16 protein-coding genes are annotated in these 15,332 nt (G+C 52.4%); 7 read left to right on the forward strand and 9 right to left on the reverse strand.

Going from position 1 to position 15,332, the window contains the following annotated elements; all coding sequences use genetic code 11:
- Positions 1-3 precede the first annotated feature (3 nt).
- A complete protein-coding gene (gene dapA / locus WMO45_RS01705) occupies positions 4-894 on the forward strand; it encodes a 4-hydroxy-tetrahydrodipicolinate synthase (protein ID WP_349138917.1) in 891 nt (296 codons plus the stop codon).
- Position 895: 1 nt separating this feature from the next.
- Positions 896-1,660: a 4-hydroxy-tetrahydrodipicolinate reductase gene (gene dapB / locus WMO45_RS01710; RefSeq protein ID WP_349138918.1), complete on the forward strand. Its 765-nt coding sequence runs from the start codon at positions 896-898 to the stop codon at positions 1,658-1,660.
- Between the two features lie 50 nt (positions 1,661-1,710).
- On the opposite strand, the gene WMO45_RS01715 is transcribed toward dapB, so the two are convergent.
- A complete protein-coding gene (locus tag WMO45_RS01715) occupies positions 1,711-2,490 on the reverse strand; it encodes a type III pantothenate kinase (RefSeq protein WP_349138919.1) in 780 nt (259 codons plus the stop codon).
- A 14-nt stretch (positions 2,491-2,504) separates the two neighbouring features.
- Complete coding sequence (locus tag WMO45_RS01720) at positions 2,505-2,999, reverse strand: metallophosphoesterase (protein ID WP_349138920.1); 495 nt, start codon at positions 2,997-2,999, stop codon at positions 2,505-2,507.
- A 47-nt stretch (positions 3,000-3,046) separates the two neighbouring features.
- On the opposite strand from WMO45_RS01720, the gene WMO45_RS01725 reads away from it, so the two are divergent.
- The 3 genes from WMO45_RS01725 to WMO45_RS01735 are packed head-to-tail and all read left to right on the forward strand — an operon-like array spanning position 3,047 to position 4,112.
- A complete protein-coding gene (locus tag WMO45_RS01725; protein ID WP_349138921.1) occupies positions 3,047-3,337 on the forward strand; it encodes a hypothetical protein in 291 nt (96 codons plus the stop codon).
- Between the two features lie 30 nt (positions 3,338-3,367).
- Positions 3,368-3,826, forward strand: a complete 459-nt coding sequence (locus tag WMO45_RS01730) for a hypothetical protein (RefSeq protein WP_349138922.1) — start codon at positions 3,368-3,370, stop codon at positions 3,824-3,826.
- Positions 3,819-4,112, forward strand: coding sequence for a hypothetical protein (locus tag WMO45_RS01735; RefSeq protein ID WP_349138923.1), 294 nt, complete (start codon positions 3,819-3,821; stop codon positions 4,110-4,112). Before WMO45_RS01730 ends, WMO45_RS01735 begins: the two co-directional genes overlap by 8 nt.
- 29 nt (positions 4,113-4,141) lie before the next feature.
- Here the strand turns inward: WMO45_RS01735 and WMO45_RS01740 are convergent, their stop codons facing one another.
- From WMO45_RS01740 to trpS, 4 genes are read right to left on the reverse strand one after another with little or no spacing between them, the layout of a single operon-like run.
- Positions 4,142-4,906 carry a hypothetical protein gene (locus WMO45_RS01740; RefSeq protein ID WP_349138924.1) on the reverse strand — a complete coding sequence of 255 codons (765 nt, stop codon included), beginning with the start codon at positions 4,904-4,906 and terminating at the stop codon, positions 4,142-4,144.
- 47 nt (positions 4,907-4,953) lie between these two features.
- Positions 4,954-6,111, reverse strand: coding sequence for a non-hydrolyzing UDP-N-acetylglucosamine 2-epimerase (gene wecB, locus WMO45_RS01745; protein ID WP_349138925.1), 1,158 nt, complete (start codon positions 6,109-6,111; stop codon positions 4,954-4,956).
- Complete coding sequence (locus WMO45_RS01750) at positions 6,108-7,205, reverse strand: MraY family glycosyltransferase (RefSeq protein WP_349138926.1); 1,098 nt, start codon at positions 7,203-7,205, stop codon at positions 6,108-6,110. The genes wecB and WMO45_RS01750 overlap by 4 nt, the downstream gene beginning before the upstream one ends.
- A gap of 21 nt (positions 7,206-7,226) precedes the next feature.
- A complete protein-coding gene (trpS, locus tag WMO45_RS01755; RefSeq protein WP_349138927.1) occupies positions 7,227-8,228 on the reverse strand; it encodes a tryptophan--tRNA ligase in 1,002 nt (333 codons plus the stop codon).
- A 144-nt stretch (positions 8,229-8,372) separates the two neighbouring features.
- Here trpS and gltX point away from each other — a divergent pair, with 144 nt between their 5' ends.
- Positions 8,373-9,857 (forward strand): glutamate--tRNA ligase, encoded by a 1,485-nt coding sequence (gltX, locus tag WMO45_RS01760; protein WP_349138928.1) that lies wholly within the window; start codon positions 8,373-8,375, stop codon positions 9,855-9,857.
- Between the two features lie 65 nt (positions 9,858-9,922).
- On the forward strand, positions 9,923-11,281 hold the full coding sequence (ypeB, locus tag WMO45_RS01765) for a germination protein YpeB (RefSeq protein ID WP_349138929.1): 1,359 nt from the start codon (positions 9,923-9,925) through the stop codon (positions 11,279-11,281).
- A 54-nt stretch (positions 11,282-11,335) separates the two neighbouring features.
- On the opposite strand, the gene WMO45_RS01770 is transcribed toward ypeB, so the two are convergent.
- The 3 genes from WMO45_RS01770 to WMO45_RS01780 all read right to left on the reverse strand — a co-directional run bounded on the left by WMO45_RS01770 (position 11,336) and on the right by WMO45_RS01780 (position 15,235).
- Positions 11,336-11,746 (reverse strand): GNAT family N-acetyltransferase, encoded by a 411-nt coding sequence (locus WMO45_RS01770; protein ID WP_349138931.1) that lies wholly within the window; start codon positions 11,744-11,746, stop codon positions 11,336-11,338.
- A 5-nt stretch (positions 11,747-11,751) separates the two neighbouring features.
- Complete coding sequence (locus tag WMO45_RS01775) at positions 11,752-14,424, reverse strand: FtsK/SpoIIIE family DNA translocase (protein ID WP_349138932.1); 2,673 nt, start codon at positions 14,422-14,424, stop codon at positions 11,752-11,754.
- 76 nt (positions 14,425-14,500) lie between these two features.
- Positions 14,501-15,235 carry a ClpP family protease gene (locus WMO45_RS01780; RefSeq protein WP_349138933.1) on the reverse strand — a complete coding sequence of 245 codons (735 nt, stop codon included), beginning with the start codon at positions 15,233-15,235 and terminating at the stop codon, positions 14,501-14,503.
- Between the last annotated feature and the right edge of the window lie 97 nt (positions 15,236-15,332).

Here is a 15,332-nt window from a genome sequence, read left to right on the forward strand (position 1 = left end):
CTTATGAGAGAGCCTGTATTCACTGGAACTTGTACCGCCCTGGTGACTCCCTTCACTCCAGCTGGTGCTATTGATTACGAGCGGTTTGCCCGGCTCATTGAGACACAGTTGGAACAGGGCATCGATGCACTGTGTGTCTGTGGTACCACGGGAGAGAGCGCTACCCTGTCCACCCGGGAGCACATTGCTGCCGTTGCATTTTGTGTCCGGCAGACAGCAGGCCGTGCTGTGGTGATTGCCGGCGCGGGGAGCAACGATACTTCTGCGGCTCTGTACTTGTCCCAACATGCGCAGGATTCAGGAGCCGATGCGCTGCTGCTGGTCACGCCCTATTACAATAAGACGACTCAGGACGGATTGATCCGCCATTATACCTATATTGCCGAGCGGGTGCAGTTGCCCATCATCCTTTACAATGTTCCATCTCGGACCGGCGTGTCATTTACGGCGGAAACCTATCAGGTACTCTCTCAGATCCCGAATATCAACGGCGTCAAAGAGGCCAGCGGAAATTTTTCTCTACTCAACCATACACGTGTGCTCTGTGGAGAGGAGTTTTACATTTGGTCCGGTAATGACGACCAAGTGGTTCCTATGATGAGCTTGGGAGCCAAAGGTGTGATTTCGGTGGCATCCAATGTGATTCCAGAGATCATGATGCGTATGAGCCATCTGTGTCTGGAGGGGGATTTCCACACTGCGGCTGGCCTGGAATTAAACTATCTGGATTTTATGGACGCTCTGTTTATTGAAGTCAATCCAATACCGGTCAAGGCGGCCATGCGGCTAATCGGATATGATGCCGGTTCGCTGCGTATGCCGTTGTGTGATATCTCCCCTGCTCACCTGGAAATCCTGCGTCAGTCCATGGTGCGCGCTGGACTGTTGAGCTGAGATGTTGCGCCTACTGCTTTCCGGCTGCAATGGCCGGATGGGAACCATAGTGGCACAATACTGTGCTTTGATGCCAGATGTGGAGATTGCCGCCGGTTGCGATTTGCTCGGTTCAGACAGCCGGGAATTCCCGGTGTTTCCTTCTCCAGCCGGTATCCGCTGTTCCATCGATGTGGCAGTGGACTTCTCCAGCCCGTCCGCATTGGATGGACTGCTATGGTTTTGCCAAGAGCGGAAAATCCCCCTGGTTCTGGCTACGACAGGCCACTCCGAGCGGCAATTGGCGGCCATGGAGCAGGCGGCTGATGTTATCCCGATCTTTCATTCGGCCAATCTGTCGCTTGGAGCCAATCTGCTGGCTTGGCTGGTCCGACAAGCAACGGCGTGTTTGGGTGAGGAGTATGATGTAGAAATCATAGAGCGCCATCACCGCTATAAAAAAGATGCCCCCAGCGGTACCGCGCTTTTGCTGGCCAAGGCCGCAAGCGCCGGATTGGCGGCTCCGCTGACCCCGGTTTGTCGTGGGAGTGGGCATGGAACGCCGAGAAGGCGCGAAGAGGTGGGCATAAGCTGTGTGCGTGGCGGCGGTATTACTGGGGACCACACTGTACTTCTGGCGGGGACCGACGAGGTCCTGGAGCTGAGCCACTCCGCCCTGAACCGGACCGCTTTTGCATCCGGTGCAATCAAAGCGGCCCGATTTTTGGCGGGAGTAACGCAACCGGGGCTCTACTGTATGGATGATTTGATCTGCAGGCCCCAATAACATGCAACAAACCGCCATAAGCGCTAAGCGTGCTTATGGCGGTTTACTTTTTATCTATGGCGCATAGCCCTTTCATAGATGATGCGCAGGCCATCCAAGACCAATTGGGGGTCAATGATATCGACAAGGCTGGTATGCTCAGCCACCATACCGGCTAGACCCCCGGTGGCAACCACTTTGACATCCGGAGCACCGAGTTCCGCTTTTGCCTGGCGGATTAAGTACTCAATGGCACCAATATATCCCAGAACAGCTCCGGCCTGGATTTGACTGGAGGCAGTCAATCCCAGTACGGTATGCGGTTTTACCAGTTCGACCCGAGGCAGCAGCGCCGTCTTTTGGAAGAGACCGTCAATGGATACGCGGACTCCGGCGGTAATACAACCACCCTGGTATACCCCGTTCCGGTCCAACGCATCCAGTGTGGTGGCAGTGCCAAAATCCAGCACGATAAGAGGCGCACCATATTTCTCAATGGCTGCCACGTCTGCTGCAGCCCGGTCTGGGCCAAGGCGCTCCTCGGTTGCACAGTCAACATAGGGCAGGCCGGGGTCCAGATCTTCATCCAAAATGAGTGGTATTTTACCAACATATTTGCGTATGGCATTGCCCAATGTATGCATCACCTGAGGAACTACTGAGCCGATGATCACATCTTCAATGCACTCCAAAGACAGGCCAAAGCGTTGAAAATATTGGCATAGCCACAACCCCAATTCATCTGAAGTGCGATTGGCATCCGTCATCAGACGAAAGCTCCCCTTCAACTGTGCCCCTTCAAACAGACCAAACTCCATATTGGTGTTTCCAACATCCACAGTAAGCAGCATGCTGATCCCCCCTCTCAGATCTTGGACAGATAGCAGACTGCTCCGCCTGCCTCTAGGATTAAGACCGCATAGGACGGCTGGGTTAAACTCCCCGCTGAGCCTGGATTAACGACCCACATTCCATTTTCATATTCGCAAAATGCCTGGTGGGTATGCCCGAACAACAGCAGATCTGCACGAACCTCCCGAGCAGCCCGTACGGCCGCTCCTATACCCATTTTAACCTGGTAGATATGGCCATGGGTCATAAGAATTCTGCATCCATCCAGCTCCAGCACACGCTCCTCTGGCAGATCGGGCCGTCGTCCATCACAATTGCCTGGCACGCTCACCAACGGGATGTGAGGAAATTGGCTGGAAAGCGCATCGGCATCTTGCAGCAAATCACCCAAATGGAGGATTTGATCGGGCTGTTCCAGACGGACGGTATCGGCCATATTGGCTACGTTTCCGTGGGAATCAGAAAAAAGAAGCACTTTCAAGCAATCACCTTCCGGTATATGGTACATATAATGGATTGAACGTCCTTATGAAACTGTGAGATGGAGCTGATTATATGACAAATCCCCAATCCAATCTGGACGAACTGATGAAGGATCCCAAAGCGGCTGGACTGCTGAAGAATAGGGCCCTGCTTCAGGACCTGATTCATTCCGACGATACTCAGAAACTGATGCAGATGCTCAGTCAGAACGCCGGAGATGGCTTAAAATCTGCTGCAGCTTCCGCCGCAAAGGGTGATACCGGTGCGTTGATGGGATTGGTCCGTCAGGTTATGCAGAGTAAAGAAGGAGCGCAACTGGTCCAGAAGATCCAGCAGGCAGTCCCGCAAACACAGAAAGACTGACTGACTTTCCGGCAAAAGGAGGGGCGGCACATGGCCGATTTCGAGGAAAAACTCAACGCAATCCTCAACGATCCAGAGGCCATGGGCCAGATCGCATCCATCGCTAAATCGCTGAGTGGCGAATCCAAGGGAGAATCCGAACCACAAACGGAGGATATCCAGTCTCAGAGGGAGACACCGCCGTTGGAAGATACAGACTGGTCTTCTCTGCTTGGACTTTTGGGCGGAAATGGGGAGGATAGCACTCCCCTGTCTGCTCTGGCAGGTTTGGATCCTCGTTTGCTCCAGGCGGGCATCCGCCTGTTTTCAGAATATTCTGCCGCAGATGATCGGAAGGTTGCCCTGCTTACAGCGCTGAAACCATTTGTAAAGCCTGAACGCTATGCCAAAGTAGACAGAGCGGTACAGATCGCCAAGTTGGCCCGAGTAATCCGGGTAGCGTTTCAACTCTTCCAGGACAGCCGAGAGGAGGAAAAACGGGATGTATAATCGCTATATCCCTAATGGAGCATCCTATACCCGTATCCCGGAAGAAGATGGACCTTCTGCCCATGGCTCCGCCGAGTCACCAGGTCCAGCACCGCGACAGACGGAAGAACCAGTTCGAGCGCATACTTCCGCAGCCCTCGCTAAACTGTTGGATCACCTAAAATTGACTGGGCTGGATACCGGAGATATACTGCTGCTGCTTATTCTGCTTTTTCTGTTTCTGGAAGGTGATGATCTGGAGATTGTGATTACTTTGGGACTTCTGCTTTTGCTGGGATTGGAGTAACGGGCGGCCGAATGGCCGCCCGTTTTTATTTAGCTATTGACCGTATGCAGGATAGTGCCGTCTGGTAGAGCAAAGGTTGTGTCCGCCGGAACCGGCTGCTCGACGGTATAAGCACTCATACGATAGACCAACGCACCTTCCTGTTCGGTCTCTGCACAGACCAGCAGACCGCTGTCTATCGATACCCAGTAGCGTTCCACATACATCTCATCCTCTGTTGTAGTCTCTACGTAGATACAACTGAGGCCGCCTTTTTCTTCATAACTGGCAGCGGAGATAGATTTCTGTTCCAGCGCCAGAACGGTCTCATAAGTTGGAATACGCTGCCCTTCCAGATCGGCAGAATATTCATCTGCCGGAGCAGTGAGCGCAGAACGGTCATTTCCGTACCAAAACCAGACCTGTTCTTCCCCGACGATAGAGTTACGTACGGTTCCGCCGGGCCATGTTACTTCGGTCCTGGTCCAACCAGCATCTACCCAGACTTTGGCTACAGTGGTACCACTTTCTCCTTCTCCCCAGAAGTCCTCCACGGTGACCTCGCGGTAATAGCTCTCGGGGCGGGACAGTGTAGCAATCACATTCTGAACTGTTTGCGGTGTGACATCCACCTGCACCAATCCATCTTCTGGGCCACCGGTGCTTAATTCTAAGCCGGAAGAAGGTGCGGGTTCCGGCAAAATGATGGATGCCGTATCCGGCGCAAAGATTCCAAAACCAAAGCTGGAGATCATTGCCACAGCAATGACGATGGCAATCAGCACCACCAGGATATTACGGTTTTTCCGTTCCAACCCTGAGTCTCCCCCTTTCCTGGTGTGCCGGTTCGGTCAAAATCGCCTCAAACGTTCCGGGCGTGAAACTCCTCCGGCGCATCAGCGCGCAGACCGAACTTCCATTCAATAGCGTCTACAATCCGACGGCATGCAGCACCATCTCCATAAGGATTAACCGCATGTGCCATGGCACGGTACGATGCCTCATCAGTCAACAGCTCAGCAGCCATATGGAAGATAGTATCCTCCTCTGTGCCCGCAATCCGGACCGTGCCGGCGGCCACGGCCTCCGGACGTTCGGTTTCCCTACGCAGGACCAGGACCGGCCGGCCTAAGGCAGGAGCCTCTTCCTGAAGTCCGCCCGAGTCGGTCATCACCAGATAGGCCAAAGCCATCAGATTGTGCATCTCGTCCGCCGTGAGTGGATCAATCAGATGGATGCGGGGATGGCCGGACAGGTAGGTTTTTGCCGCCTCCCGTACTACCGGAGAGAGATGGACCGGATAAACCAGTTCGGTATCCGGAAAAGCGTCTGCAATCCGTCTGAGAGCTGTCATAATGTTCGCCATTGGTTGGCCATAGTTTTCACGCCGGTGGCAGGTCACAAGGATGATTTTTTTATTTGTATAGTCCAGTTGATTCAACAGGTTGGTTGAAAAGCGATAATCCTTTACAACTGTGGTTTTCAGAGCATCAATCACCGTATTGCCTGTAATAAACACACCATCGGTGATCCCTTCCCGGGCGAGATTTGCACGGTTGGCCGGTGTAGGGCAGAAATGCAAGTCTGCAATGTCCCCTACCAGTTTCCGGTTCATCTCTTCCGGAAAAGGAGAATACTTGTCCCACGTTCTCAGACCAGCCTCCACATGACCTACCATGATTTGCCGGTAGAATGCGGCCAATGCACCGGCAAAGGTCGTGGAAGTATCTCCGTGGACCAGGACCAGATCCGGTTTCGCCTGCTCCAGTACCTCCTCCATACCCAAAAGGCACTTGGTGGTAATGGTGGAGAGGGTCTGCCGCGGCTGCATAATATTAAGATCATAATCCGGTTGAAGATGGAAAATCTTCAGTACTGCGTCCAGCATTTCCCGGTGCTGAGCGGTCACACAGCAGATGGACTGGATACCGGGACGCCGGCTCAGTTCCTGCACCAGAGGTGCCATCTTGATGGCCTCCGGCCGAGTGCCGAAGATGGTCATCACACGTATCGGAGTCATTGCGGTCTCTCCTTTTCTGCAGGTACATCACCAGCATCGCTTTTTTTCCCATTGTTGCCCAAAAAAATTTTAGCAGAGATGGCACCTGCCACACACAATGCCAGCAGGAGCAACATAGCCTTGACGGGGCCGCTTGTGGTCAGAACAACAGCGGAAAGGCCGAGGATGGCGCTGATAATGTACAGCACGGCTACTGCCTGCTTTTGATTCAGTCCCATGTCAATGAGACGATGGTGTACATGGCTGCGGTCGGCGTGCATGGGACTCTGACCATGGGCAATCCGGCGGATAAAGGCAAAACAGGTATCAAAAATAGGCAGACCCAGCATCAGGAAAGGCACCGCGAAAGAAATGATGGTGTAAAGCTTAAACAGACCCTGAATGGATACCACTGCCAGGACATAGCCCAAAAAAGTAGAACCAGTGTCTCCCATAAAAATCTTGGCTGGGTTCATGTTGTAAGGCAGAAAACCAAGACAACCGCCTGCCAGTGCCGCCATCAGAATGGCTACGGGACCATCGCTGATTACCAGGGAAATGACGAGCAGCGTCATAGAACTGATGGTGGAAACACCACAAGCTAGGCCATCCAAACCATCAATCAGATTAACCGCATTGGTAATGGCTACGATCCAGATTACCGTGGCAGGTATGGCCAGCCAGCCAAGATCCCAATAGGGATTGGAGGAAAAGACATTGGGGTTGGATAAAACCTCAATTACATTGCCGGCCAAGACCGCCACCAGCGCAGCCACGATCTGCACCACGAATTTAAACATGGCCTTCAGACTATAGATATCATCGAAAATGCCGAGCACCACAATGATGCAAGCCCCCAGCAACATTCCTCTCAGCTGAGTATCCAGCGGAAGGAAAAGCAGTACGCTGAGGATAAAACCAAGGAAAATCGCAAGCCCGCCCATGCGGGGGATCGGATGGTCGTGCATGCGGCGGTTGTCCTTCGGAATGTCCACCGCACGCATTTTAATGGCCAGATTCTTCACCACCGGTGTGGCTACCAATGATACCACCAGGGCTACCACAAGCGCGGCGGCCACAATACCGATGAGAGGGAATTCCAGATTGATTGTCATGGAAAAATTGCTCCTTTGTTTTTACCGGGCCAGGAAGCCCACCTTTTTCTGGACTTTACGCAGGGTCTTGCTGGCCATATAGGAGGCTTTTTCAGCCCCGGCACGATACAGGGTCTCCAGATAGGCCTTGTCGGCCAGCAGGCGCTCGGTCTCCTCCCGGACGGGACGGAACAGTTCCACGACAGCTTCTCCCACCATGGGTTTGAAAGCACCGTAGCCCTTCCCTTCAAATTCTGCTTCGATCTCTTCGTAGCTCTTCCCGGTAATGGCAGCGTAAATGTCCATCAGAGTAGCCACACCGGGCTTATTCGCGCGATCATAGCGTACACAGTGCTCTGTGTCACTGTCGGTGATGGCACGTTTGAATTTCCGCATAATATCATCGGGCTTTTCCATGAGGTATACACAGCCATCAGGTATGGACTTGCTCATTTTGGAGTCAGGCTGATTCAGGCTCATGACTCGGGCGCCTACCTTGGGGATATAGGCCTCCGGCATGGTAAACACATCGCCATAGACATAATTGAAGCGCTGGGCGATGTTGCGGGTAAGTTCCACATGCTGTTTCTGATCTTCACCTACCGGTACCAGATCGGTCTGATAGAGCAGGATATCGCCTGCCATCAGAGTAGGATAGGTAAACAGTCCGGCATTGACATTGTCGGCGTGCCGGGCAGATTTTTCCTTAAACTGAGTCATACGGGAGAGTTCACCAAACATGGTGTAGCAGTTAAGAATCCATGCGATCTCAGCGTGCTGCGGCACATGGGACTGGATGAAAAGCGTGGATTTTTCCGGATCAATGCCGCAGGCAATAAGCTGTGCAAACAATTCCAGTGTCTTGTGACGCAGCTCAGCGGGATCCTGACGTACAGTAATGGCATGTTCATCTACCACACAGTAGATACAGTCGTAGCTATCCTGAAGTGCCACCCAATTGCGTACAGCACCCAGGTAATTGCCCAGATGGATCTTACCGCTTGGCTGTATGCCACTAAAGATTCTTTTGCGATTCTCTTCCATAAAAAACACCTCTTCGGATGCAATTTTGCGTTTTGAAGTATATGGCCCCATATTGATTTATAATATCATATTTAAATGCCCTTGACAATCCTTAGCAGGAAAATATAAAATAACACGATGAAGCTTGAAAAGGAGTTTTTTCCTATGGATCTGAATTGGTTTAAGGAAATGGAGGACCGCATTCCCCAAGAGGGGGTACGTACCCGTTTTGCCCCTTCCCCCACAGGTTATATGCATGTGGGCAATCTGCGTACGGCTCTGTACACTTGGCTGATTGCGCGTCACGCTGGCGGGAAGTTTATTTTGCGTATTGAGGACACCGATCAGGAGCGGCTGGTGGAAGGCGCTACAGCGGTGATTTACAATACGCTGCGCAAGTGCGGCCTGAATTGGGACGAAGGGCCTGATATTGGCGGTCCGGTGGGGCCCTATATCCAGACCGAGCGCCGAGGGCTGTATGGGAAATATGCTCACTTGCTGGTGGAACGTGGACACGCCTATTACTGTTTCTGCGAAAAAACGGAGTCGGAAGAGGAATCCGGCCAGTTTGACCGGGCGGCTGACCCCTGCCGGACACTGTCTCTGGAAGAAGCCAAGGCCCGCATTGCAGCTGGTGAATCCTATGTCATCCGTCAGAAAATTCCCAGCGAAGGGCAGACAACATTCTCTGATGTGGTATTTGGGGATATTACAGTAGACAATGATACACTGGACGACCAGGTACTCATCAAGTCCGACGGGCTGCCCACTTACAATTTTGCCAATGTTATTGATGATCACCTGATGGGTATCACCCATGTAGTCCGCGGCAGTGAATATCTCTCTTCCGCGCCGAAGTATAATCTGCTCTATGAGGCGTTTGGCTGGACTGTGCCTACCTACATTCACTGCTCCCCCGTCATGCGCGATCAGCACAATAAGATGAGCAAACGCAAAGGCGATCCTTCTTATGAGGATCTGCTTGCCATGGGCTTTTTGTCTGAGGCAGTGGTCAACTATGTAACTTTGCTGGGCTGGTCTCCCAAGGGAGAAAACAGCGAACGGGAGTTTTTCACTCTGAACGAGTTGGCGGAAGTCTTTGATATTGCCGGTATTTCCAAGTCTCCTGCTATCTTTGATTTGGAGAAACTGAAGTATTTCAATGCCAACTATCTGCGTGCACTCTCTCCCGAGGCATTTTACGAAGGTGCTGAACCCTATCTGAAACAGGCAGTAAAGACTCCCGGCATTGATCTCAAGCTTATTGCCCCGCTGGTCCAGCCCCGGTGTGACACCTGGCTGGATATCGCACCCCAGGTAGACTTTTTTGATGCGCTTCCCGAGTACTCCAATGAGCTTTATTGCCATAAGAAGATGAAGACCAATGAGGAGAACTCCAAGGAAGCCTTGGAGCAGGTGCTCCCTGTGCTGGAAGGTTTGGATGCGTGGACCTTTGATGCCATCCATGATGCGCTGATTGGTCTGGCTCAGCGTCTGGAGCTCAAAAACGGACGCATTATGTGGCCGGTACGCACAGCACTCTCCGGCAAAGCGGTTACTCCCGGTGGAGCGGTAGAGCTGTGCCATATCCTGGGCAAGGAAGAGGCTCTGCGCCGCATCCGCCTGGGTATTGAACAGCTTAGCCGGTAAAAACAGTTTTTCCCGGACATAGAATACCCCCTTTTCCGCAAACTAGCGGAAAAGGGGGCGTTTTTATGCAGAAACAACCGTGGAAGATCTTCTCCATCACGGCGGTGGTCGCTGCGTTTGCGGTGACAGCGGGGTTTGCAGTACAAGGACATGCCCAGGCTGCTCAGTACCGCCATCTACTGGATAACGGGTATCAACATGCGTTTACCGAACTGACTACAACAGTACGTGAGCTGGATACAGCTCTGGAAAAAGTGACCTATGCTACCACACCAGCTCTATTTTCATCCCTCTGTACTCAGGCATACAGCAAAGCGCAAGCCGCTCAGGCTGCCTTGGGTGAACTGCCTTACGGCAATGTGGAGTTGGAGCAGACCGCCTCCTTTCTGGCAAAAACGGGAGATTATATTATGGCTATGGTCCGAGATGCCACGGCGGAACAGGCTTGTACCCAAGAGCATCGAGAGACACTGTGCGGCCTGTCCTCAGCAGCCTCCTCCCTTTCCGCTACGCTGCAGTCTCTCCAGGCCGATCTGGATGCCGGTGCGATACAACCGGAGGATTTGCGCACCGCTCAGGAACGGCTAGCGGCGGCTACCGACGGGAATGAGATAACAGCCGGGTCCGCATTTCAGACAGTGGAAGCGGATTTCCCAGAAGTCCCATCTCTTATTTACGACGGGCCCTTCTCCGAGCATCTCTCCAGCCGAACCCCCAAAATGTTGGATGGATTACCTCAGTTCACACAGGAGGAAGCACGTTCTGCGGCTGCTTCGTTTCTGGATCTGCGGCCGGAAATCTTTTCACTGACCTCCGATGGGGCAGGAAATCTTCCTGCCTGGGGCTTTTCAGCGCTGGTAGATGGGGGCGAACTCTATGTGGAGGTAACAAAACAGGGTGGACAGATCTTGCAGGTGCTCAGTTCCCGTCCCATTGGAGAGGATATGCTCTCGCAGGAAGAGGGGCGGCAAAAAGCCGCGGAGTTTCTTTGCTCGAAAGGCTATCAGGATATGAAGCCAAGTTACTGTATCAATCAGAGCGGTATCCTGACAGTCCACTTTGCGTCTGTGCAGGACGGAGTCTACTGTTATCCAGACCTGGTCAAGGTCAGTGTCGCTCTGGACAATGGAGATGTGGTGGGATTTGAAGCAGAAGGCTACCTGATGAACCATGGCAGCCGCACACTCCCCACGCCCACCGTTACGGTATCCCAAGCCCAGGCGGGCTTGGATGGCAGCCTTACGGTTCTGGCACAGCAGCTGGTTCTCATCCCTACAGATGGAGAGTATGAGGTGCTCTGTCATGAATTTAAATGTCAGAATTCCGACGGAGGGCATGTGCTGGTCTATGTCAACGCAATCACCGGTCAGCAAGAGCGTATTTTGCTGCTGCTGGAAGACGAGAACGGTACGCTTGTCATATAAAAGTGTCGGCGGGTGCACGGAAAATACCGTGCACCCGCCGACTGACGGATCCTGTCAGGTTAAATTTTTGATATAAAAGTAATGGCAGTAGTTTCCGATTGCAGATGCTATCGTTCCAAAACAATGGTATCCCATTTTCTCGTAGAAACCAGGAGCTTGAAACTCAAATGTATTTAACTCCAAATGGGTAGCGCCCTGATGAGACGCTTCCTGTTCCAGCTGTCGAAGCATTTGCGAACCAAGGCCGTTTTTCCGATAGGGTTCGGCAACCCAAAGCGCATCCAAAATAGCCAGATCACCCAGGCGAAATGCATCACACCCGCCGATCATGTTTCCAGCCTCATCTTCCACAACCAAAGAAAGATCGGCAGCATCAGATACAAAGCGGCGATTGTAGGAGCGAAGCCCTGAGTGAACAAGTTCATGCGCATCTTCTTGCGCGGGTTTGATGGTATACCTTGTCATGGACGTTATTCTCCTAGGTCAAACGGTGGGACATCACGGCTCTGGCGGATGGCATCATCCTCAAATTCCAGCTCATCTGGTACAGGCTCCGAAGCACGATCCACCAGGCCCTGCTTATACTGCATTTCTTGCCATTGAGCTTTGGTGATAAGTACCTGTCTGGGTTTGGAGCCTTCAAAGGGTCCAACGACCCCCTTCTCTTCCATTTGATCCACCAAGCGGGCAGCACGGGAATAGCCCAGCTTCAACCGGCGCTGGAGCATGGAGACTGAGGCCATACCAGTGTCAACGACCACCTCAATGGCTGCTGGAAGCAGTTCATCATAGTCATCGCCGACCTCATCTGGTGCAGAACCGCCCACACCCTTACTTCCCTTCTCTTTTTCCGCAGCGTGCTTTTCAATGTCATGCATGATTTCCTGGTCGTATTCCGCCGCACCGCTGTTTTGTTTGATAAATCCAACTACAGCAGCAACCTCTTCATCCGAAATAAGACACCCTTGAACGCGCTGAGGCTTTCCGGTGCCCAGTGGGAAATAGAGCATGTCGCCCCGGCCTACCAGTTTTTCAGCACCGGTGGTGTCCAGAATGATACGCGACTCCAGACTGGAGGCCACAGCAAACGCAATACGGCTGGGGATGTTGGCTTTCATAAGGCCGGTAATTACATCGGCCGAAGGACGCTGCGTAGCGATAATCAGATGCATGCCGGCTGCACGACCCATCTGAGCCACGCGGCAGATGGATTCTTCCACCTCTTTAGCGGCAACCAGCATCAGATCTGCCAGCTCATCGATGACGACTACAATCTGAGGCATCTTCTCCATACCTTCCGTCTTGGCCGCATGGGCATTGTAGCTAGCCAGATCACGTACGCCAATTTCGGAGAAGGTGCGATAGCGCTTCATCATCTCCACAACGGCCCACTGAAGAGCACCGGCGGCTTTTTTGGGATCGGTAACCACCGGGATGAGCAGATGAGGAATGCCGTTATAGATACCAAGCTCCACCATTTTAGGGTCGACCATAATCAGGCGGACCTCCTCTGGCGTTGCTTTGTAAAGCAGTGAGATGATGAGAGAATTGGTGCAAACCGACTTACCAGAGCCGGTGGTACCGGCAATGAGCAGGTGGGGTAGTTTAGCGATGTTGCCTATCACGTTATGATTGCTGATGTCACGGCCAACGGCAAAGGAAACCTTGGAGGGATTGTCCTTAAATTCCTTGGAATCAATGACATCATGGATGTATACAGGGGAAACCAGTTTATTGGGCACCTCAATACCAACCATGGAGATCTTGTCTGGAATGGGGGCGATGCGCACACCGGTGGCGCCGAGCGCCAGTGCAATATCGTCGGACAAATTGGTCAGTTTATTCAGGCGTACACCCTGGTCCAGCTCTACCTCGTACCTTGTGACAGAAGGACCTCGAGTCACTTCGGCGATGGTAGCCTCGATGCCAAAGGAGCGGATCGTATCTGCTAGGCGGGCCTGATTCGCCCTCAGCTCACCGGCCACATCGCTGCTGGACGCTCCAGCTCCTTCTTTCAGCAAGGATACGGGTGGATACTGATAGGCGGTCTGCGTGGTGCCACCCAAGCTGCGTGCAATATCCTGCGCCACTTCCTCTGCGGCTTTTTCTGTTTCTTCTTTTTTGACGCGGGGAATGGCAGGTTCCCGCTCGATTTCTGGCATGGATTGTGGTGGGGTGACCGGTGTGACGACAGGTTCAGGTTTCGATAGCGTGACGGGCTCCTGAAGTGTACAGGGCTCAGACGGTGCTGCAAAAATGTCAGGTTCATTGGATGGCACATCTGTTTCAGGTTCCAGTGTTGGAGGAACTGCTTCAGCAAGCACTTGGTCCGGAGTTGGTACAGATGGCTTGCGATTGAAAAAACGTTCTTTCTTTTCTATCGGCTTGGGTTCGCTCCGTTTCCCAACCAGAGGTCCTTCGTCCACAGGAATGTCGATTTGAGGAGGTTGTACGCGACGGACTGCAGTGACACTTTGTACATCTCGCGGCTGTCTGCGGGGGCGCTCGGGAAGTTCTTCTTCTTCATATTCTATCCGGGGGCGCTCTCGAATGCGATCTACAATGTCTACGGGCGAGACGTGGAAAGCCACCATTAGTAGGATTGCAGCGATCAACACAAAGATAATGCCAGCGCCAACTTTACTGAATACCATAGTCAGAGCCAGTGCAATGATCCCGCTGATTACGCCGCCGCTTTTCATGGTTTCGCCTTCTTGCCAGAGACGTTTTACCAGTGCTAGATTCCAGGTATAGTTATCCCCGGCCAAGATCAGATGCAGCAGACATCCAACCAGCACCGGCATCAGTAACGCACACCAGACCCTGAATTGCACTGGACGCCCACGGTGAAACAGCAGGATTCCGCTGGCTACCAACAACATGGGAGGAAGCAGCCAAAAACCGTAACCGATCAAGCCCCGCACAAGACCACAGAAAAAATCCACAAAGAGTGCGTTTATATGAAAATATCCAAAGAAAGAAAATATCGCCAGCAAGAAACAGATAACAGCCCCTACCTCTCGTCGGATGGGACGAGGGGCAGTTGCCTTCTTTCGGCTGCCGCTGCGTGAAGAAGATGTACTCCTCCCCTTTGTGGGAGAGGATTTCTTGCCTCCTGTCGTTTTTTTCTGAGCTGTGGCCATTATAATCAAATCCTTTCCGGGGCCATTGTATCGTACAGTCGTTCCTTTTTATATTAACATAATATGCGAAGGATTTCTATCCCCTTTCCGTATCGAATGGATCGGAACATGAGTCACGTTGCTGCTCTATCATCTCGTGCAGGCAGTTCAAGGCTTGGGACAGGCCGCCGATCTCATCAATCAGACCGATACGCACAGCCTCTTCTCCATAGATTACGCTTCCGATATCAGCAGCCAGCTCGCCAGTTTGAAGCATCATTTTTGTAAAGTCTTCTCTCTTTACAGAACTGTTCCGTATAACGAATTGTATGATTCGTTCCTGAATCCGTTCAAAATAGTTGAAGGTCTGCGATACACCAATCACCAGCCCGTTTAACCGGACCGGATGGATGGTCATGGCAGCGGAAGGGGCGATAAAGGAACGCTTCGCAGATACGGCGAGTGGAACACCGATGGAATGACCTCCTCCCAGCACCAGGGATACTGTAGGTTTGCGCATGCTGGCAATTAGTTCGGCGATACCAAGGCCTGCTTCAATATCACCACCCACTGTATTCAGCAATACCAACAGGCCATCTATTTCATCACTTTCTTCAATGGCAGCCAACAACGGCATGACATGTTCATATTTTGTGGTCTTAACGGAAGGCTGAAGTATTTGATGTCCCTCGATTTGCCCTATGATGGTCAAGGTGTGGATGGTGCCGCGCTGAGTATGGATTACGGATGAACCCATATCGACAATCTGTTGTTGCCTGTCCGTTCCGGGATCGGAGTCTGTCTGACTGGTCTGTCTGGTTTCTTCCTGCATATTGCCCTACCCTCCAAAGTGTTTTTGAATCAGTATGGCCCTTTTTCCTTCCTTTATGCAGGTTAAAAAGTGGGACCGCCTATCTAGGCGGCCCCAC

It is taken from the genome of Flavonifractor hominis, from assembly GCF_040095835.1.
Taxonomy (GTDB): domain Bacteria; phylum Bacillota; class Clostridia; order Oscillospirales; family Oscillospiraceae; genus Flavonifractor; species Flavonifractor hominis.

Bases quoted from the DNA above. Each gene is read 5' to 3' on its own strand.
- dapA (WP_349138917.1), top strand. From the start codon at position 4: ATGAGAGAGCCTGTATTCACTGGAACTTGTACCGCCCTGGTGACTCCC.
- WMO45_RS01720 (WP_349138920.1), bottom strand. From the start codon at position 2,999: ATGTACCATATACCGGAAGGTGATTGCTTGAAAGTGCTTCTTTTTTCT.
- WMO45_RS01750 (WP_349138926.1), bottom strand. From the start codon at position 7,205: ATGACAATCAATCTGGAATTCCCTCTCATCGGTATTGTGGCCGCCGCG.
- WMO45_RS01735 (WP_349138923.1), top strand. From the start codon at position 3,819: ATGTATAATCGCTATATCCCTAATGGAGCATCCTATACCCGTATCCCG.
- wecB (WP_349138925.1), bottom strand. From the start codon at position 6,111: ATGACTCCGATACGTGTGATGACCATCTTCGGCACTCGGCCGGAGGCC.
- WMO45_RS01725 (WP_349138921.1), top strand. From the start codon at position 3,047: ATGACAAATCCCCAATCCAATCTGGACGAACTGATGAAGGATCCCAAA.
- WMO45_RS01770 (WP_349138931.1), bottom strand. From the start codon at position 11,746: ATGACAAGGTATACCATCAAACCCGCGCAAGAAGATGCGCATGAACTT.
- WMO45_RS01715 (WP_349138919.1), bottom strand. From the start codon at position 2,490: ATGCTGCTTACTGTGGATGTTGGAAACACCAATATGGAGTTTGGTCTG.
- trpS (WP_349138927.1), bottom strand. From the start codon at position 8,228: ATGGAAGAGAATCGCAAAAGAATCTTTAGTGGCATACAGCCAAGCGGT.
- gltX (WP_349138928.1), top strand. From the start codon at position 8,373: ATGGATCTGAATTGGTTTAAGGAAATGGAGGACCGCATTCCCCAAGAG.
- WMO45_RS01775 (WP_349138932.1), bottom strand. From the start codon at position 14,424: ATGGCCACAGCTCAGAAAAAAACGACAGGAGGCAAGAAATCCTCTCCC.
- WMO45_RS01780 (WP_349138933.1), bottom strand. From the start codon at position 15,235: ATGCAGGAAGAAACCAGACAGACCAGTCAGACAGACTCCGATCCCGGA.
- dapB (WP_349138918.1), top strand. From the start codon at position 896: ATGTTGCGCCTACTGCTTTCCGGCTGCAATGGCCGGATGGGAACCATA.
- ypeB (WP_349138929.1), top strand. From the start codon at position 9,923: ATGCAGAAACAACCGTGGAAGATCTTCTCCATCACGGCGGTGGTCGCT.
- WMO45_RS01730 (WP_349138922.1), top strand. From the start codon at position 3,368: ATGGCCGATTTCGAGGAAAAACTCAACGCAATCCTCAACGATCCAGAG.